Below are 20681 nucleotides of genomic sequence, written 5' to 3'. Positions count from 1 at the left end.
GTTGAAGGCTGAATGTGAGGTTAGTGGCTATTTAATTTTCTTATAAATCAAGATTGTGATTTCATTTCTCGGCTAATCTTTACCCATTTAAATAGACACCAGTAGTATTCAGAAAAATGAGTTTCAACATAATCACCATAACTAATATTTTCCTTGACTCCTGTTTTAGCAAACACACGAGGATGTGATTCAAACACTAAAAATAAGGAATTATAATATCTATCCTCACTTATAGTATCCAAACTAGGTTTTATTCTCTTATCAATAAATACTACATTTTTATATTGGCTTGCTAATATATTGTTGATCTTCTTTTTTTGTGATGGATTTAGATTAGGCCAAACAACTATTTCTAATCTTTCCTTTTTAGGATATCCACTATTGGCAAATGAGTTATGGTCATTTTTTATAACAAAAGCAGGAAATTGCTCTCTTCCAATAATATAATATCCTATAAGTTGAAGACTAAATACACTTATGCAAACTAAGATGATAGAGAGAATAACTTTTTTCATTAACAAATTCATATCCTACTATGGCCACTAACGAAAATGTACTATCGACTGCTTCCCAAATCCTTCTAATCCTCAAATCCCATACATCCCGGTTCCAGACTATTCATTTCGTAAAGACTTTACCGGATTCATCAGGGCTGCTTTAATCGCCTGGAAACTGACGGTACATAAAGTAATCAGTAAAGCGGCGATACCTGCCATAACAAATATCCATCCTGAAATCTGGGTGCGGTACGCATAATTTTCGAGCCAACTGGAAAGGAAATACCAGGCAATGGGTGCTGCAATAACTAAAGCGCACATCACCAGCCACACAAATTCTTTCGATAACAAATGCCACAAATCGAATAATGTAGCGCCTAATACTTTGCGGATGCCGATTTCTTTGGTGCGTTGCTCGGCTACAAAAGAAGCCAGGCCGAATAAACCTAAGCAAGAGATGAATATAGCTAGAAAGGCAAATACTGATGCCAGTTTACCAATGCGTTCTTCTGCCCGGAATTTGGCATTGTATTCTTCATCAGCAAAACTATAATCGAAGGGAGCAGAAGGAATCAGGCTGGTAAATACCTTTTCTATCTTCGGCAAAGCCTCAGAAGCGCTTACATTGGGTTTCAGCCGGATGTACAGCCACGACATGTCCGCCTCCGACAAAAATATAATAGATGGATCAGTGGGTTCAAACGGCGAGCCTTTTACCATATCTTTTACAACTCCTACAATCTGATAAGTACCAGGCTCCCGCCAATTCGGGTTCCAGCGTAACACTTCTCCTACCGGATTTTCTAAGCCTAATATTTTTGCCGCTGATTCATTAAGAACAACTGCATTTTTATCGGTAGCGTATTCTCTGGAAAAATCCCTTCCGGCTATAAATTGCCAGCCAACAGTTTTACCATATTCATAAGTTACGCTGATGGTGTTAAAAGAAGGATCAGGATCCATTCTCGGGTCTTTTCCTTTCCATTCAAATCCTCCATTCCACCCATAGGTATTAGTAACCGGATAATTGGCCTGAGCCGCTTCTTCTATCACGCCGGTTTTTTTGAGTTCATCCCGTAATACCTGGTACTTGCCTTGGTATTCGGGAGATTGCGGACGCAATGAAACCAAGCCTTCGCGGGTATAGCCTACCGGCCGGTTTTTGGCATACTGAATTTGCTGATATACAATAATAGTACCTATGATTAAGGTAATGTAAACACTAAACTGGAACGTAACCAGCACTTTGCGTGGAATAGCTGCATATCGGCCAGCCCGGAGTGTTCCTTTCAAGACTTTGATAGGATGGAAGGAAGATAAATATAAAGCTGGATAACTTCCTGCCAGTATTCCTGTAAGGCAGGTGAAACTTATGGCTGCCAGCCAGAAAATAGGATTGTTCCAAAGGATACGCATTTCCTTATCAGCTACTTCATTAAACCAGTGTAAGGCAAGAAATACCAGCAATACCGATAAAATAAAAGCCAGAAAAGCAACCAGGATTGATTCACTCAAAAATTGCTCCACCAGCTGGCTGCGCATAGAGCCAATGGTTTTACGGATACCTACCTCTTTTGCACGGGTGGAAGAACGGGCGGTGCTCAGATTCATGAAGTTGATGCAGGCCAGCAGCAATACAAACATCCCGATAATGCCATACAAGCGGACAAATGTTAATGCTTCGCTGGTTACATTCTGGCCATTTTCAAATTTGGAATATAAGTGCCACTGGCTCATAGGCAATAGAAAAACTTCCGGCTTAGACGCTACTCTTTCCTCATCTACATGGGGTAACATTGCATCTTTTATAATGGCTGATACCTGCTTATAATCGGCTTCCGGCTGTAATTGCGCATAAATATACATGTGGTAATTCTCCCATTCATGTATAGTTGCCCAGCCATCCAGATATAAATCCAGGGGAGCAAAGTAGGTGGCCTCTCTGAATTCAGAATTTTTAGGCAGATCTTTGTATACCCCAGTAACCAGCAAATCCCATTTGGCATCCATTTTTATGATTTGATTCACTGGATTTGTATCACCAAATAGCTTTTTGGAAAGCGTTTCCGAGAGCAGAATAGACTTCTTATTTGTAAGACCTTGCCTGGTTCCGTACACCATTTGTAGCGTCAGCATGTCGGCCCCTTCCGGCTGCATGAAATAGCCGCTTTGGGTAAACTTATTATCTCCAGAAGCCACTACCCGGTCTTCGATGCCAGCCCGTACCATTACTACCTGTTTGAAAAGATCACCATATTCGTTTTTAAGCACGGTTCCCAGTCCGGTTACATGCGCTGTGTTTGCTTGTGTTTCGCCCCGCCAGGTCTCTTTCCGGTATACTTTTACAATGCTGTCATAATTCTGGTGGTTTGTATTAAACGATAGTTCATCGTAAATCCATAAGCCGATCAGGATGGCTACGGCCATACCGGCTGCCAGTCCTGTAATGTTAATGAAGGAGTGAATGTGTTGCCTGACCATATTGCGGAGGGCAATCGTGAGATAATTGCGTATCATATCAAAGGGGTTTGCTTGAGAATAGGTGCGAATATCTGAATGAAAGGAAGCTTTTGGTTTGGGCAAAGGCCGTAAAAATGTCAGCGCATGGAGCAGATACAACCTATTGGCTTTTGACTTTCCCTGTTCTTGTACCCAATAATTATAGAGTTCCTGCAGATCGCCCTGCACTTCTTCAAATTGGTCTTCCGGCAAGCGCCACCGCAGAAAGCGGTCTAGCCAGAAAGGGGGAATGTTGGGTTTCGGTGGTGGCATAAGGCGTCTCTAATTAGAAGAGTAGTTACTTATTCGTTTCGTAAGAATTTTACCGGATTGATAAGCGCTGTTTTGATGGTTTGATAGCTCATCGTTAAGAGGGTAATGCCTAATATACCTGTACCAGCCACACCAAAAATCCACCAGGCGATGGCTGTCCGGTACTCAAAATTCTCTAACCAGCTATATATAAAATAATAGGCAAGCGGAGTAGCGATCAGAAAGGCTATGAGGACTAAATTTATAAAGTCTCTGGATAATAAATTCCACAGATGAAAGGTATTTGCCCCTAATATTTTTCTTACACCCATTTCTTTGCTCCGTTGCTCACAAAGGAAAGAGGCTAATCCAAAAACGCCCAGACAAGAGATAAAAATGGCCAGAAAAGTGAACAGGATAGAAAGTTGACCTATACGTTCCTCATTTTTAAATTTCTTAGCAAACGCTTCATCTACAAACTCGTAGTCGAATGGCTGGCTCGGATTATACGTTTTAAAGATATATTCCATTTTTTGCAATGCCTCTTGAGCAGTAATTTGAGGATGTATTTTTGCCAGTACATAACTGGCGTCCTCCTGTAATAAGTGATAAAAAGTAGGTTTTACCTTTTTATAGGGCGATTGGCTGATCACATCTTTTACCACGCCCACTATCTGATAAGGTTCTTTATGCCAGATCAGTGTTTGTCCGACAGGGTCTTTTAATCCCATAAACCGTACAGCCCTTTCGTTTAGAATCAGTGCTTTAAAATCGGTTTTAAAGTTTTTTGCAAAATCCCGTCCTGCCAGTAATTGCCATCCAATGGTAGCGCCATACTCATATGAAATACCTATGTTGGCAAAGTCGGCAGCCAGATCGGGGTCTTTTCCGGGCCAGTCAACGCTGTTGCTGGTAGACCAGATCTGGGTAGTCGGACTGCTGGTTTCACAAACCTGTAGAACAGCACCACTTTGAAGTAATTTATTTTTTACTACCTCAAAATGCTGATGCACTTCACTGGTGGTTTGTAGAATAGCTACTAGCCCATTGGTATCATAGCCAATAGGGCGGTTCCTGGCAAATTGTATCTGCTGATAAATCCCTATGGTCGCATTAATCATGATCATAGAAACAGCAAACTGAACTACTACCAATATTTTCCGGGGCAAAGAAGAATAGGCGGCTGTACGAAAACTTCCTTTCAATACTTGCTCAGGCCGGAAAGAGGAAAGATACAAGGCCGGATAGGTGCCTGCTGCAAAACCCGTAAACAAGCTAAAACCAAGCGCCAACAGCCAGAACAGAGGTTCCGACCATAAAAGGGTTATTTCTTTACCGGCTATCTGATTAAACCACGGCAGGGTAAGCCAGAGCAAAAGAAAAGAAAGCATACAGGCAAAGCTCACCATGATAAAAGATTCGCTGTAGAACTGTACAATTAACTGCATCCGGAGTGATCCGATGGCTTTTCTAATGCCTACTTCTTTGGCTCTTTTTTCACTGCGGGCGGTAGAAAGATTCATAAAGTTGATACACGCCAGCAAGAGTACAAAACAACCAATCAGGCCAAATAAATAAACATATTCTATTCTCCCGCCTGCATTGATCCCATCTTTGAATTGCTCTTGCAGGTACCATTTGTCCATGGGGTGGAGAAACAAAGCCGGCTTACTTTTGGCGAGTATTTTATTGACACGATGTAACCGGGCATCTTTTATTTTAAGCGAAACTTTATCAATTTCGGCATTCTCATTCACCTGTGCATAAATTTCAAAAGCATTCACCCGCCAGGGATTAGCCAGTTCTTTAATCCATGGATGCAGGTTATAGTATAGTTGCCAGGGAGCTATAAAAGCCACTTCCTGGAAACTGGAATTAGAAGGAAAGTCTTCGTAAACGCCTGTAACTTTTACAGCAATGGTATCATCGAGTTGTATGATTTTATTGAGTGGCTCTGTATGCTTAAAAAGGCTTTTCGCAAGCGAAGCAGAAAGAATTATGGAAGAGGGCTCATCCAGACTCTTTGCATTCCCTTTTAATAATTTTACACTCAACAGATCAAGCACCTGAGGCTCAAAATAAGTCCCTTGCTTTGTGAACGTATTGTCCTCGTAAGTCAATACATTCATTACATCGCTCATTGCCAGAACTACATGCTTAAAATCACCTCCATACTTATTTCTGAGTTCCTCAGCCAATGGATAAGGCACGCTTTCCAGAGTTTGCACCTCTCCGTTATTAGAAAGGTTTTGCATTACTTTTACAATGCGATCCTGATTTGTATGGTACGTATTGAAAGCAAATTCATCGTAGATCCATAAGCCAATCAACATAGCTACAGCCATTCCTACGGCCAGACCACTTATATTGATAAAAGAATAAACCTTATGGCGAACTATATTGCGGAGGGCAATCGTGAAATAATTGCGTATCATATCAAAGAGGTTTGCTTGAGAATAGGTGCGAATATCTGAATGAAAGGAAGCTTTTGGTTTGGGCAAAGGCCGTAAAAATGTCAGCGCATGGAGCAGATATAACCTATTGGCTTTTGAATTTCCCTTTTCTTGTACCCAATAAGTATAGAGTTCCTGCAGATCTCCCTGTACTTCTTCAAATTGATCTTCCGGTAACCGCCACTGTAGAAAGCGGTCTATATAACGGGGTGGCCGGAGTCTCTTGTTAACTTGGTCCATGCTTACATCTTAAAATCCTTTAAATCCTGGTTCCAGACGAATTACTCGTTCCGCAATACATTTACCGGATTATTCCGGGCAGCTTTTAAGGTTTGTGATCCAATCATAATTATGGCCAGGAGCATAACTACTCCCACCCCAGACAATAATTCACCTATGCCGATAGGCTGGTGATAAACAAATTCACGCAATACCACAAAGTTGAAAAACAGATAAGTTACCGGCAGCGCAATCAGGGCAGCCACCAGAAGCAACACTAAAAACCCTTTGCTCAGCAGATAGATAAGTGTACTTTCGCTGGCTCCCAATACTTTGCGGATACCCATTTCTTTCAGCCTGGTTTCAGTGCTGTACACCACCATTCCGAATAAGCCTACGGAAGCAATACTTATAGCCAGGAATGCCAGAAAGCCAATAATTTTTATCATGACTGAAAACTGCTTATAGGCTTGTTCAATTTGCTCATCATAGAAGGTAGCTTCCAGCGGATGTATCCTGTCAATGTTGCCCCAGGCTGCCTGGATACTGGCCATGGCGGCCGGCAAATCGGTTGAATTGATTTTTACATTCAGATAACCTCCCGGTTCACTAGAATACCGGAGAATGGTGGGTTCTATATTTTTTTCAAGCGTTCCATAATGAAAATCTTTTACTACCCCTACGATCGTCAGTTTTTTACCCTCCACATTCAACACTTCACCCAGGGCTTTCCCAGGATCACGTTTTCCAACATCAAACCGGTTCAATACCTGCCCATTTACAATTACCTCACTTTCCGTTAGGGCATTGGCTTTCGTATTAAAATTCCTTCCGGCCAGAAATGTATGCTGGTGAAGCGGCAGATAGTGTTCATCTACATAATTCATCCAGGCGTTCGCTGAATCTGCCGGATCTTTGTATTTTATAGAACCCCCGTACAGATTGCCCAGACTGCTGATGATTAACGAGGTAGATACATCCTGTACAACTGGCAATTGAGCCAGTTCATTTTTCAGCAGTTCGCTGGAATTTCCCTGAAGCCGGATATTGAGAATATTTTCGGTGGAAAACCCTAGATCGTACGCCAGAAATGACCGGTACTGGTTGTAGCCAATAATGGTAGTGGTGATAAAAATGAGCGAAAAGGTATACTGTACGACGATCAATACTTTCCGCATAGCAACATGGTAAAATAACTTCAGGCATGTGTTCTTCAATACCTGAATGGCATTGATCCTGGAGAAAAACAAGGCAGGCAATATTCCGGCAATAATTCCCACCAGGATAGCCATCCCTGCAAAGCACCCGATAAGCATAGCCGAAAGTTCCAGTTTGAAAAGATCAGCTGCCTGGGTTGTAAGCGAAAGAAACTGGGTACGCAGCAGCAGAAACAGCAGAAAAGAAAAAACCAGGGCAAGTAATGAAATCACAATCGCCTCTGTAATAAATTGAAATAGTACCTGGCTTTTTACTGCACCGATCATTTTGCGGATGCCTACTTCTTTAGAACGCCGGAATGCCCGGGCAATGGAAAGATTGGTATAGTTGAAACAGGCAGACAGAATCACAATAAATGCCAGACCTGCCAGTACCCATCTGGCGGCATTATTAAAAAAGGTGGGGCCAATCGGGTTTACCAGTCTTTCTCCAGTGGATATTTTCTCCAGGGGTTGCAGCGACAAGGTGATTTTCCGGTTAATATAAGAAGCATTCTGGGTGGCGCTCAGCTGGTCAAGGTTAGACTGAACGGCTTCCGGATTTCTATTCTGGTACAGTAACACATAGGCATAATTCATGAAAATATTTTCCCAGGCAAAAAAATCTCCGTCACCGGTATCAGGTTTCTGGAGTTCGGCGCTAGCAAAAGAAACCAGCATTTCAAACTGGATATGAGAAAGTTTGGGAACGTCTTTCATCACGCCGGTTACTACATAGGTAAGGGTATCAAACTGTATTTGTTTACCCAAAACATCCGCCTGTCCGAATAGTTTTTTAGCCGTTTTTTCGGTCAAAACCAGAGAATAAGGCTCTTTTAGCGCTGTGGCTGAATCACCTTGCAGCAACGGAAAAGTAAATACCTGAAAAAACGATTCACTGGCCCATAATCCGGAAAGGGGAATTCTGGTATCTTTTATAAGCGCATCTCCGCCAAACCCCCGGCGGAGCAGGGCTATTGATTCTACCCCTGCAACCGTTTCCTCGATCTGCTTTCCGGCTTTTACTGAAGAAGAGGCCAGATGCATCTCTGGTTGTCCTCCGAACTGGTCTGTGGTGATTACTCTATAAATGCGGTCTTTCTTCTGGTGAAAATCGTCCAGAGAGAACGTATCCGAAATCATAGTAATAATGAGCAGCCCCACCGACATACTGACAGACAGCCCAAAAATGTTGATGAGAGAAAATGCCTTTTGCCTGGTAAGGTTGCGGAAGGCAATTAAGAAGTAGTTGAATAGCATATCCAGAAAGTTTGTTTGGGAATAATATCTAGGAGTGGAGTAATTATTTATTTTTCGCTTAGGTAAGGGTCTTACAAATGTTAAGGCATTGAGCAGATACTTCCGGTTGGCTTTTCTTGTACCTTCTTCCTTCACCCAAAGCGCATACAGTTCATGCATATCGCCCTGCACTTCTTCAAACTGCTCCTCTGGCAAACGCCAGCGCAGAAATCGGTCTATCCACTGGGGCGGCTGCGGCATTCTTTTATTCTGGCTCATAGATGGTTGTTTGTAAAATCCTAATAATCTTGATCATCGGGATACATCTGCTCCCGGGCTATTCTACTCACTACGGAGTGATTTCACCGGATTGGCTAAAGCGGCTTTAATTGTTTGGAAACTTACCGTTACTAGGGTGATAACAAAGATTAGCAAACCAGTTGTCAGAAAAATCCACCATTCTATATCAATACTATAAGCAAAATCCGCCAGCCATGCTTGCATGGCATACCAGGCAATAGGTGTGGCGACTATAAAGGATAGCAAAATAAGTTTTAAAAAATCCTGTGTTAAAAGATTTATAATTGAAACCACTGATGCGCCAAACAACTTCCGGATTCCAATCTCTTGCGTACGCTTGGTAATAGTAAGGCTAACAATACTGAATAATCCAAAGGCAGCTATACATACAGTCACAAGTGAAAAAATTGCGAATATTTTACTTGCACTTATATCAGATTTGTGTAAACGCTCAAATCTGTCTTTGATGTAGGAATACTCAAATGGTATAAGAGGCGCATTGCTTTTCCAGATTGTCTCTATCTGGCTTAAAATTTCTTTTTTCGAAGAATTTGCAGACAATCTCAATATCATTTCAAACCGGTGGTATCCTAACCTCATAACAATAGGCTGAACCGGGCCATGCAGAGAAGTAAAATTAAAATCCTTAACAACACCTACTACGGTATAATTTTGATAATAGGCTTTGCTTTCATCTATATAAGATAGTTCTGTTCCTATAGGGTTTCTCCCATTTGCATTTAATTTAAATTGGCTTACCGCTTTCTCATTGATTATTATAGCTTCCTTATCATGCGTGTGATTTTCCAGAAAGTTTCTGCCTGCAACCAAAGTAAGGCCAATTGTATTTAGAAAACCTTCATCAACCGTAAGCCAGGTTGCAGGTTGTGTATAATTACTATGCTGGTTTCTGTTAGGGATAGTAATCTTTAGATTTCCCCATCTGTTTTGAGAGGGACTGTAACCTGTAATTGAAATCTGATCGATACCTGGAACTTTTAAAAGCTTATTCTTTAGACTGAGAATATTTTCGGTTGATCCAAGCATATACGGATTCGACAAAGCAATCGTATTTTCTTTATCGAAGCCTAATAATTTGTTGTTTATCAGACTCACCTGTTTGAAGGCAACAATACTTAGCATAATCATGATTGCTGAAACAGAAAATTGAAATACAATTAATCCTTTTCCCAGACTAATGACCCTTGTGTTTTTATTTTTATGACCTTTTAATGCGTTTAGTGTGCTGGTTTTGGACAAATAAGCTAACGGAAAAAGACCAGCCGCTATAGAAATGAGTAATGTAAGCCCACCAATAAAAAAAAGTAAGTTTGAACTTAAAATACTCTCAACGGACAGCTTTTTATCAGTTAATTCATTAAATGTTGATAGAAAACAGATCACTGTTAGTAGGGCAATTCCCAAGGCAATTATTGTAATCATTAAAGCTTCTAATGAAAACTGAAAACCTACCTGGATATTTAATGCGCCAATTACTTTTCTTACTCCTACTTCTTTCAACCGGTTAAAGGAGATAGCTGTATAAAGATTTAAAAAATTTGAAGTAGTAATTATGATCAGTAAAAAAGTGATCACTAGCAAAACATAAATATTTTTTATGTTACCGAGCTTGGCGTTTTCATCTGCTAATCCTGAAAACAGATGTATCTGGGTAATAGATTGTGGTATAATTTGTTTCTTTTCATCTTCCTGGTTTAGGTTCAATCTGGCTGATTCTGATTTGAGTTTTTTTTCAAAATCAACCGCATGGGTATGCTCACTAAGCAAGACATACGTATAAACCTTACTTTTATCCTGCATCCAATTTCCGAATCCTGAAGGAACTGAGGCAAACAAATTAGATGCAAAGTGTGAATGTTCGGGAAGATTGGAGAACACGCCTGTAATAATCATAGGCAGGTGGCCATCGATCAATAATGTTTCACCAAGAATTGATTTTTCTTGCCACTTATCGCCAAATAATTTTAAAGCAATAGTTTTGCTTATCAATATTGAGGAGGAGTTTGTTAGGCATTTATTCTTGTTGCCTAATAGCAGGTTGAGATCAAAAACTTTTATAAAAGATGAATCAGTATAAATGATATTTTCCTTGAAAGCAGTTTCATTTGAAAATAAAAATACTTCATCAGTAGGCAATAGTCTGGTAGTGCTTTCAATCTCAGGAAATTGCTGTATTAAAGAGGCAATATTGCCAGTTGTTTGAGCGGATTGATGAATAGTGCCTTGTTTTTCATAGGTTGAAGTTAGCCTATACATTCTATCCTTGTATCTAAAATGCTGGTCATATTTCAGCTCATCTAATATAAACATACCCATGAGAAGAGTGCCGCTAAACCCTATAATCAATCCGGAAATATTTATTAAAGTTGCAAACCTATTTTTTAAAAGTGTTCGCCAGGAAGTGATAAAATAATTTTGGAGCATATGGAAGAGGTTTGCTTTGGAATAATGATTGAATTTGGGTTGCAAAACACTTTTACTTCTAGGCAAAAGCCTCAGAAAAGTAAGCGCATTGAGCAAATACAGCCAGTTTGCTTTCCTCTCACTCCTCTCTTTCACCCATTGGAAATACATTTCATGCATATCGCCCTGCACTTCCTCAAACTGCTCTTCCGGCAATCGCCATCGCAGAAAGCGGTCTATCAATTTGGGCGGCTGAACTAATTTTTTCTTCTGGCTCATAGAGACGGTTTATTAAATCCTGTTAATCTTCCAATTCCAAAAATCCAGGTTCCAGACTATTCATTTCGCAGAGATTTTACCGGATTGGCTAAAGCTGATTTAATCGCCTGGTAACTCACTGTCAGTAATGCAATTGATAGTGCAGCTATTCCAGCCAGAGCAAACATCCACCAGGAAAGATCAATGTGATAAGCAAACCCTTCCAGCCATTGGTGCATAGCAACCCAGGCAAGCGGTGTTGCGATCACAAAAGCAATGAGTACCAGTTTGAGAAAATCGGTGGAAAGCAGGCTAACCAGTTGGGGTGCAGAAGCACCCAATACTTTTCGTACACTTATTTCTTTGGTGCGCCGCTCGGCTACAAAAGCAGACAAGCCATACAAACCCAGGCAGGAAATAATAATGGCAAGGGCAGCAAATACTGTAAACAAATGCCCCATTCTGGTTTCAGCCTGATAGAGATTGGCCAGATCCTGATCGAGAAAATTGTAGGAAAAGGGATAACCAGGATTAAGCTGGCTACTGATTTTCTCCAGGGCTTGAATGGTGGCTTCTGTCTGGCCAGGTTTGGTGCGTATTACTATATATCCTCCCCAGTTGTTAAGCTGCAAAACCAGCGGTTCAATGGCTTGCTGGATAGGCTTGAAATTAAAATCTTTTACAACGCCTATAATTGTCCCTTTTGTGCCCCCAAAGGAAAATGGCTTTCCTACTGCTGTTGCCAGATTCATGCCCATTACCTGCAGTGCTTTCTCATTGACAATGAAATTATCTTTGTCTGCTTTTGAGTCTTTGAAGAAACTCCGTCCGGCTAATATTTTCATACCCATCACCTCTATAAAGTTTTCATCTACGGCCATGCTGGGAAATATTACCTGCAAATTCGGGTCTTTGCCTTCCCATTGTATATCGGTGGTGCCAGTATGCAGGTCAGCAGGTAAGTCCTGGGTTGCGGTAAAATTAATGGTGAGCGGGTTTTGTGTGAGTTCGGTGCGTAAAGCCTGATATTGGTTATACAAATTGCCCCGCATCTGCATGTATAGCAGGTTTTCCTTATCATACCCCATGTTCCGGTGCTGGATGAATTGGAGCTGGTTATACACTACGGCTGTACCCACCAGTAATACAATCGACACAACAAACTGGGCTACCACCAATCCATTCCGCAGAAAAGTACTGGCATGCGTTCCGGCAAGTGTCCCTTTCAAGACTTTTACCGGCTGAAAAGCAGATAAGAACAAAGCCGGATAACTCCCTGATACCAAACCTGTGATGAGGGCAATCGCACCTACACCCAGCCATAATTGCCAGTCTAAAAAATGCAGGGAAAGTTGTTTGCCAGATAAGTCATTAAACGTGGGAAGTAACAGCGCAACAAATACCATGGCCAGTACAAGTGAAATACCTGCAATCATCAGTGATTCTCCCATAAACTGCATAATCAGGTGTTCACGTTTGGCGCCTACTACTTTGCGTAAACCTACTTCTTTAGCTCTTCTGGCCGAACGGGCTGTAGCCAGGTTCATAAAGTTGATCGAAGCCACCAGCAGAATAAAAATGGCCACTACCGTGAGTATCTGTACATACTGGATATTGCCATGCCCAGGCAGGTCAGCCAGAAAATTAGAATGTAAATGAATGTTGGTGATGGGTTGCAGGTAGTACTCCGCCTTGATCTTCGCATTTGCCTTATGAATGTTGGTAATGCCTGTATTGAGTTTCTGCAGCGAAGCGGCATCCGTACTGACATTTTCATGCAGTTCCAGATAGGTATAATGATTAAATGAACCCCATTGGTTATTTTTTAATCTTTCATCGCTACGGGCCAGATAAGACATCGGCATCAGAAAGTCGAATTGCAGGTGGGAATTAGCAGGAATATCAGCCAGTACACCCATTACCCTTACTTGTTCTTCATTGTCTTTCCGGATCATTTTGCCTAATGCTGGTTCGGTGCCAAAATATTTTTCAGCCATTTTCTGGGTGAGTAAAATTCCATCCGGACGGCTCAGGGCTGTTTTGGCATCGCCTTCTACCAGCGGAAAAGTAAAGACAGAAAGAAAGTTGGAATCGGCATAAAGCAGGCGTTGTTCCTCAAATTTGCGTTCACTAACTTCCAGTAAATGTGTATAATACTTACTTAATCTCACGGCACTTTTTACTTCCGGAATTTGCGCTTGTATAACAGCCGCCATCGGCACCATGGTTACAGCCGCTTTCACATCTCCGGCATCTACCGTAATACGGTATAATTGGGATGCTTTTGCATGGAAACGGTCGTAACTTAATTCATCGGTTACCCAGAGTAAAATCAGAATACTGCAAGCCATGCCAATGGCCAGGCCCATAATATTGAGGAAAGAAAAGGCTTTATGCCTCAGCATCGCCCAGAAAGCAATGGTGAAATAATTGCGTATCATATCGAATGGGGTTGCCTGGGAATAGGTATAGTTAGGTTGATGAAAATGAAATTTTGGTTTGGGCAAAGGCCTCAGAAACGTAAGGGCATTGAGCAGATACTTCCGGTTGGCTTTTCGTTTCCCCTCTTCTTTTACCCAGAGCGCATACAATTCATGCATATCGCCCTGCACTTCTTCAAACTGCTCCGCTGGTAAACGCCATCGCAGATAGTGGTCTATCCAGACGGGTGGTTGATTATTGTATTTCATAACACCGACGGACGGAGAGGTTTAGGAATCAATTGCCACATTTCTTCGCGTACCTGCCGGATTTCCGATAAGGTGTTTATGCCATAGGGGGTAATGGAAAATAGCCTTTTTCTGCGGCCGCCTCTTTCCTGGGTAGCTCCACCCACTTCCGATTTTACCAGCCCTTTTTCTTCCAGCCGGTACAAAGCTACATGCACCGCACTCAAAATCACGGTACGGCCGGTGCGCTCTTTAATGTCAAGGGTAATAGATGCTCCATAAGACTCTCCGTTCATATGGGCTACCGTCAGCAGGACGAGTTCTTCAAATTCTCCTAAATACGCTCTACTCATAGGTGGGTATCGATTATCTTCATATTTGCTTAACAAATGGTTTGCCAATGGAAAAATATAGCGCAGAATGCCAGAATAGGCTGTTTTTGCAGAAATGGCTCTGATAATAAGTGTCCGGAATCGGACAGTAGTTGTACGTTTTTAATAGTAGGTAAAGGAGAAGGCAGGAGGAAGATAATCAATTTGTATTTGGTCCGTTGTAGAAAGATAAGCGCTATATTTCTTACTTTCGTGACATTTCCATGCAAGCATTTATCTCCATGAAATATCTTTTGTTAGCAATCACCCTCGCCAGTCTGCTTTGCTGTTGTGAGTCCGGCAAACGGCAGGACAATACAAATGCCCAGGTAAAAGTTGATAATCCGGACAGAAAAAGTAGTAAGGACACCATTATTGTGAAAAGATTAACAACGCTGCGTTTTTCCCTGTTCTGGCCTGCGTTCCGGAGAGCCGTAATGGAGCAAGATACCGCAACTATTTTGCGACTCACCCATTTTCCCTTTGAAACCAGAGGCGAATCTGACGATGATCCGGTAGTTCGCTATGAACAAGCAGATTTTCTGCGGCTGTATCCTTTGCTGTTTAGCCAGCCAACAGGTTTAAATTCGGAAGGTGAAGAAACAGAACTTGATCTGGTGCGCACCACAGCTAAATCCGATTCTTTACGCCCCACTGAAGACTTTGCCAGGCTCGGTGCTTTAGAGTTCAGGAAAATTGATGAGCACTGGAAGTTTGCCTTTGCGTACCTGACAGATGAAACGATTGAGAAGATGAAGAAGAAATAGTATATGGCTCACAGAAAATTGTTCATAGTTTAATAGAATGAAAACCAACAGCACCAACCTTTTCTGGACCAGTTATGCCGACCTGATGACAGCTCTGTTCATTGTGATGCTGGCGCTGTTTATCCTGAGCTATAAATTGTTTCAGGACAGGCAAGGCGAGCTGGAAGTATTGGCCAGCCAGTATCAGAAAATACAGGAAATTGAAGCCGCTTTAAGTGCCTTGGAAGGAGAATATTTTCGCTTTGATTCTCTCAACAAACGCCATGAACTTAACATTGATATTGCCTTTAAATCCGGGAAGTCAGAGATTGCACCGGCCTATTACGACAAATTACAGCAAGCCGGAAAAACCCTTACTAATACCATTAAAAATATCCGCACCGACCAGCAGGTGAAATACATGGTAGTAATAGAAGGAATGGCAGCCAGGTACACCAATGAGCGCGATTTATGGAAAAATCAGAGTGAAAGCGAACGGGATTTTACTTACCGGCTGAGTTATGAACGGGCGCTGGCTTTATACAAATTCTGGGAAAACAATGGTGTCACCTTCGACCGGAATACTTTTGAAGTAATTATTGCCGGAAGCGGTTTTTTCGGCGCAGGCCGCTATACTGGTACCTCCGAAGCCAGAAACAAACGCTTCCTCATCCAGGTCATTCCCAAAATTGGCACTTTGGATAAAGGAAAGCCCTAAAAGATATGCTATAAAAAATTATATAAGAATAAAGGTAGAAAGAGTGCGGCTGGTGGTGCAGCAATAGCGCGGACTTTTTTGGCTTTGTGTGTAGGCCGGAGGTTTGAGCGATGATTTTATCTGGCGTAAAACAGGCTTTGTTGGTGCTGCCCTTTTGTTTTGTTACTTTTATTTTGGGCAAGCAAAATAAAAGTAAAGACGGCCTATGTACTTGATAGTCGCCTCAATAAAACTTAACTAATCCTAAACCTATTTTAACAAGCGTAAGTATTACCTTGTTAACCCAACCCATCTATTATGTTTGAAAACAATCTTTCTTTTGCCCGGAATTTAGACCAGAAAGACCCATTAAAAGAATATAGACATAAATTCCACATTCCCCGGCATGAAGGCAAAGAAGCAATCTATTTCTGTGGAAATTCCCTGGGCTTACAACCCATTTCGGTGAGAGAAAGCATAGACAAAGAACTGCTCCGCTGGCAACAACTGGCTGTAGAAGGCCACTTTATGGGAGAAACTCCCTGGTTACATTACCACAAACAATTCAAAGGTCCGGTTTCCAGGCTGGTAGGAGCCTTGCCGGAAGAAGTGGTGGTGATGAATAACCTGACGGTAAATCTGCATTTGATGCTGGTATCCTTTTACCAGCCAGAAGGGAAACGGTTTAAAATCATTACTGAAAAAGGTGCATTTCCTTCCGATCAGTATGCCCTGGAATCGCAGGTGAAATTTCATGGATATAAACCGGAAGAGGCTATTATTGAATTGCAACCCAGAGAAGGTGAGTGCAACTTACGTACAGAGGATATTCTGCAAACCATTCAAACCCATGCCGGAGAACTGGCGCTGGTGATGATGGGAGGGTTGAATTATTATACCGGACAGGTATTTGACATGCAGGCCATCACCCAGGCGGCACATCAGGCAGGTGCTTATGCAGGGTTTGACCTGGCGCATGCAGCCGGAAATGTATTACTACAGTTGCACGACTGGCAGGTAGATTTTGCAGTCTGGTGTACCTATAAATATCTGAACTCCAGTCCGGGTGGGGTGGCGGGTGCCTTTATTCATTCAAACCATGCCTATAGTGCCAATTTACCCCGTTTTGCCGGCTGGTGGGACATAATGAACAAGAGCGTTTTCTAATGAAAAAAGGCTTTAAACCCATTCCCGGAGCCGATGGATGGCAACTGGCAAATGCTCCCATTCTGCTGATGGCTGTCCATAAAGCGGCTATAGATATTTTCGATGAGGCAGGGATGGAAGCTATTGTAGCCAAAAGCCGTAAATTGACCGGTTATCTTGAGTTTTTATTGAAAGAAAATCCGGATATTGAGCGCATGATTCAAATTATAACACCATTCCATCCACAGGAGAGAGGAGCGCAATTATCCTTACTGATCAAGCAGGAGGGTAGAAAATTATTTAATAGCCTTACACAATCCGGTGTGGTCGCCGACTGGCGGGAGCCTGATGTGATCCGGGTAGCTCCAGCTCCTTTGTACAATACTTTTGAAGAAGTATTTACTTTCAGCCAGTTACTGGCCAGACAGGTGGAGGGACTGGCATGAAAAAAAACATAACTGTTCTGGGTGCAGGCCTGGTAGGCTCTTTATTATCCGTGATGCTGGGCAGGCGCGGACACAAAGTGCAATTAATAGAAAAACGCCCTGACCTGCGTAAAGTAAAGTGGGAAGACGGACGCACCATTAATTTAGCCATGAGCGAAAGAGGCTGGCGGGCTTTAGACCGCATTGGCATGATGGAAGAGGTAAAGCAGATCGCTATTCCTATGTATGGCCGCATGATGCACAGCGAACAAGGCAAACTTACGTTTCAGCCGTATGGCAAAGAAGGACAATCTATATTCTCTGTTTCCCGCAGCCTGCTGAATGAAAAGCTGATGAATATTGCCGAACAGGAAGGAAATGTATCGCTGTTGTTTGAACAAAAATGTATGCAGGTAGAACTCGATAAACCTGCTATTCACCTTACTCATGTACAAACAGGCGAATCCAGGGTCATTGAATCAGATATTTTGATTGGCTCGGATGGAGCTTTTTCAGCCATACGCAGTGCCATGCAACGCACCAACCGATTTAATTATCAGCAATATTTTATTGAACACGGCTATAAGGAACTCACCATTCCGGCTGCGGCCAATGGAGACTGGGCCATTGATAAACATGCCTTACACATCTGGCCGAGAGGTAATTTTATGCTGATTGCCCTGCCTAATCCAGATGGAAGTTTTACCTGTACCTTGTTTTTTCCTTATGAAGGAGAGCCCTCATTTCAGTCTATTCAGACCAAAGCCGATGTAATTGCTTTTTTTGAGAAAACCTTCCCGGATATTCTGCCACTGATGCCTGACATAGCCGATGAATATATGCAGAATCCTACTTCTTCTCTAGTTACCATTCGTTGCTATCCATGGACATACCAGAATAAAGTGGCGTTGATTGGTGATGCTGCCCATGCCATTGTTCCGTTCTATGGCCAGGGCATGAATGCGGGCTTTGAGGATTGTGTGGTGATGGAAGAGCTGATGGACAAATATGGAGATGACTGGCAAACCCTGTTTGAAACCTATCAGAAGAACCGTTTTCCACATGCCCAGGCCATAGCAGATCTGGCTTTGCAGAATTTTGTGGAAATGCGGGATCTGGTCGCTGACCCGAAATTCCTGCTCCGCAAAAAGATCGAAGCCCACATTCACCAGAAACACCCTGACCTATGGACACCCTTGTATACGATGATTGCCTTTAGCCACATTCCTTATGCAGATGCATTAGCCGCCGGAAAAAAGCAGGAACAAGTGATGCAACGAATTATGAACATTCCAGATATTGAATCCACCTGGCAGGAGTTAGATTATAAAAAGCTGTTGCAGGAGTAATCTTGTGCAGGGATTTACTACAAAGGAACATCACAGATTTTTTTAATTATTCGATAAAGGCTCTCTATTGGGCGCTTAGAAGCTGGTTTTTGTTAGCGTTTTTTTGCCTTTGTTGAATCTTCCCCTGTTTTTTAACCTCGCGAGATTCTATTAATAGATTATTTACCTCAATTTAAATATTACTATTCTTCTACAAAATTGAATTTTTATTATTAATATCGGCAATATTTCTTGCAGCAACCGCAATTTCTGTATAACTTGATAAGCCATGATACTGCATAAAAGCATCCTCCAGTCTTGTAACGAGAAATTATTTACCCTTAAAAGGTGGCAATTCATTCTCCGTTTTAATGGGCATAAAAATTATTGAGAGGATATATTCAATGCAGTTTATACTATTGGGAAAAAGGCTTGAAATCCATTATTGCCTTACAAATCAGCAAATAGGAGTAAGTTAATTCAATCGCAGACCATAACCGATTCTTTAGCATAATCAGCAATTAGCCCTATGACCGCCGGAATACCTGTTGTTGCTGTGTTTGATATTGGGAAGACCAATAAAAAATTCTTGTTATTCGACAGGAAATATGAAGTTGTGTATGAGAGTAATATACAATTTGAAGAGCAGAAAGACGACGATGGCGAACCTTGCGAAAACCTGGCTGAGCTGACTGCCTGGATGAAAGGGACAATGGATGATGTGCTATTCGATGAGCGTTTTCATGTCAGAGCCCTGAACTTTTCGGCCTATGGTGCCAGCTTTGTGCACCTGGATAAACGAGGCATACCAGCTACTCCGCTCTATTCCTATCTGAAAGATTATCCGGAAGACCTGCTCGATGAGTTTTACAGTAAATACGGAAGCCAGGAAACGATTGCCTTGCAAACAGCTTCTCCGCCCTTAGGCATGTTGAATTCAGGATTACAATTGTACTGGCTGAAACACCGCAAGCCCGAACTGTTCAAAAAGGTAAAATGCTGCCTGCATCTGCCTCAGTATTGTAGTTATGTGATTACTAATAAATCTTTTTCTGAAATGACCAGCATTGGTTGCCATACCGCCCTATGGAATTTCAGGAAGAAGGATTACCATACCTGGGTTTTCCAGGAGAACCTGTCGAAACATTTTCCACCTGTAACCCATACAGACAGTAAACTCGACATTCCACTGGGAAAGTATAAATTTTTAGCCGGGGCTGGCATTCACGACACTTCTGCTGCATTGCTTCCTTACCTGATGCAGATGAAAGAGCCATTTTTACTGCTTTCTACCGATACCTGGAGCATTACTTTGAATCCTTTTAATGAAGAACCTCTTTCAGCAGATGAATTAAATAAAGATTGCCTGACCTACATAAGTCCGCAGGGAAGGCCGGTAAAGGCAGCCAGATTGTTTCTGGGCAACGAACATAGTCATTATGAGAAGAAGATCGCCAGGTATTTTGCCAAAGAGGCCAGGTATCACAAGGCAGTGAAGTTTGATAAAACGCTTGTTCAAAAATTGTTACTGGAAAACAATACCCGGAAAAAATTTCTGCCGGAAACCATGCAGGTAGATGGCTATCTGAGTTATAACAAACACAAAGCCGTAGATTTATCTTTATTCAGTTCGTACGAAGAGGCATATCACCAGTTAAATATAGATCTTGTTACGATGCAGGCTATGGCCATTGAAACTGCTATAGGTGCATCGCCGGTACGCAAAATATGTATCAGCGGAAGTTTTTGTGATCATCTTATTTTTATAAAACTGCTTGCCAGCCGTTTTCCAGGTATTGAGGTGTACACTGCTTCTTTAAGTAATGTAAGTGCTCTGGGGGCCGCACTGGTTATGCACAAATCATGGAATACAGATGAAACCGGGAAACTTTTTGAGTTGAATCTGTTTGCGCCCGAACGGGATATTGCTATGATGCAGTATGAGCTGGTCTAAGGCTTTAA

Annotated in this window: 13 protein-coding genes and 1 pseudogene; 6 read left to right on the top strand and 8 right to left on the bottom strand. The window is 42.0% G+C overall.

What is annotated here, in order from left to right; genetic code table 11:
- Positions 1–47: 47 nt before the first annotated feature.
- The 8 genes and pseudogenes from GXP67_RS07205 to GXP67_RS07175 all read right to left on the bottom strand — a co-directional run bounded on the left by GXP67_RS07205 (position 48) and on the right by GXP67_RS07175 (position 14359).
- Positions 48–515, bottom strand: coding sequence for a hypothetical protein (locus GXP67_RS07205; RefSeq protein WP_162442508.1), 468 nt, complete (start codon positions 513–515; stop codon positions 48–50).
- A 99-nt stretch (positions 516–614) separates the two neighbouring features.
- On the bottom strand, positions 615–3269 hold the full coding sequence (locus GXP67_RS07200; RefSeq protein WP_162442507.1) for an ABC transporter permease: 2655 nt from the start codon (positions 3267–3269) through the stop codon (positions 615–617).
- Between the two features lie 29 nt (positions 3270–3298).
- Positions 3299–5941 (bottom strand): ABC transporter permease, encoded by a 2643-nt coding sequence (locus tag GXP67_RS07195; RefSeq protein WP_232065016.1) that lies wholly within the window; start codon positions 5939–5941, stop codon positions 3299–3301.
- A 41-nt stretch (positions 5942–5982) separates the two neighbouring features.
- Positions 5983–8634, bottom strand: a complete 2652-nt coding sequence (locus tag GXP67_RS07190; RefSeq protein WP_232065015.1) for an ABC transporter permease — start codon at positions 8632–8634, stop codon at positions 5983–5985.
- Between the two features lie 63 nt (positions 8635–8697).
- Positions 8698–11100 carry an ABC transporter permease gene (locus GXP67_RS07185; protein ID WP_162442506.1) on the bottom strand — a complete coding sequence of 801 codons (2403 nt, stop codon included), beginning with the start codon at positions 11098–11100 and terminating at the stop codon, positions 8698–8700.
- 129 nt (positions 11101–11229) lie between these two features.
- Positions 11230–11358 (bottom strand): annotated as a pseudogene (locus tag GXP67_RS38205) (permease prefix domain 2-containing transporter); the annotation flags it as partial.
- Between the two features lie 56 nt (positions 11359–11414).
- Positions 11415–14027: an ABC transporter permease gene (locus tag GXP67_RS07180; protein WP_232065013.1), complete on the bottom strand. Its 2613-nt coding sequence runs from the start codon at positions 14025–14027 to the stop codon at positions 11415–11417.
- Complete coding sequence (locus tag GXP67_RS07175; protein ID WP_162442505.1) at positions 14024–14359, bottom strand: PadR family transcriptional regulator; 336 nt, start codon at positions 14357–14359, stop codon at positions 14024–14026. Before GXP67_RS07175 ends, GXP67_RS07180 begins: the two co-directional genes overlap by 4 nt.
- 260 nt (positions 14360–14619) lie before the next feature.
- Between GXP67_RS07175 and GXP67_RS07170 the strand changes: the two genes are divergently transcribed.
- The 6 genes from GXP67_RS07170 to GXP67_RS07150 all read left to right on the top strand — a co-directional run bounded on the left by GXP67_RS07170 (position 14620) and on the right by GXP67_RS07150 (position 20673).
- Positions 14620–15144 (top strand): hypothetical protein, encoded by a 525-nt coding sequence (locus GXP67_RS07170; protein ID WP_162442504.1) that lies wholly within the window; start codon positions 14620–14622, stop codon positions 15142–15144.
- Positions 15145–15181: 37 nt separating this feature from the next.
- Complete coding sequence (locus GXP67_RS07165; protein WP_162442503.1) at positions 15182–15841, top strand: OmpA family protein; 660 nt, start codon at positions 15182–15184, stop codon at positions 15839–15841.
- Positions 15842–16138: 297 nt separating this feature from the next.
- A complete protein-coding gene (gene kynU, locus GXP67_RS07160) occupies positions 16139–16987 on the top strand; it encodes a kynureninase (protein WP_317170119.1) in 849 nt (282 codons plus the stop codon).
- Positions 16987–17412 (top strand): kynureninase/PvdN C-terminal domain-containing protein, encoded by a 426-nt coding sequence (locus GXP67_RS38015; protein WP_317170118.1) that lies wholly within the window; start codon positions 16987–16989, stop codon positions 17410–17412. Before kynU ends, GXP67_RS38015 begins: the two co-directional genes overlap by 1 nt.
- Positions 17409–18740, top strand: a complete 1332-nt coding sequence (locus GXP67_RS07155) for an FAD-dependent oxidoreductase (RefSeq protein ID WP_162442502.1) — start codon at positions 17409–17411, stop codon at positions 18738–18740. The genes GXP67_RS38015 and GXP67_RS07155 overlap by 4 nt, the downstream gene beginning before the upstream one ends.
- A gap of 508 nt (positions 18741–19248) precedes the next feature.
- A complete protein-coding gene (locus tag GXP67_RS07150) occupies positions 19249–20673 on the top strand; it encodes an FGGY-family carbohydrate kinase (protein ID WP_162442501.1) in 1425 nt (474 codons plus the stop codon).
- Positions 20674–20681: the final 8 nt, after the last annotated feature.

It is taken from the genome of Rhodocytophaga rosea, from assembly GCF_010119975.1.
In the GTDB taxonomy this organism is placed as follows: domain Bacteria; phylum Bacteroidota; class Bacteroidia; order Cytophagales; family 172606-1; genus Rhodocytophaga; species Rhodocytophaga rosea.
The sequence above is the reverse complement of the archived record's forward strand: the minus strand, read 5'-3'. Positions and strand labels throughout refer to the sequence as shown.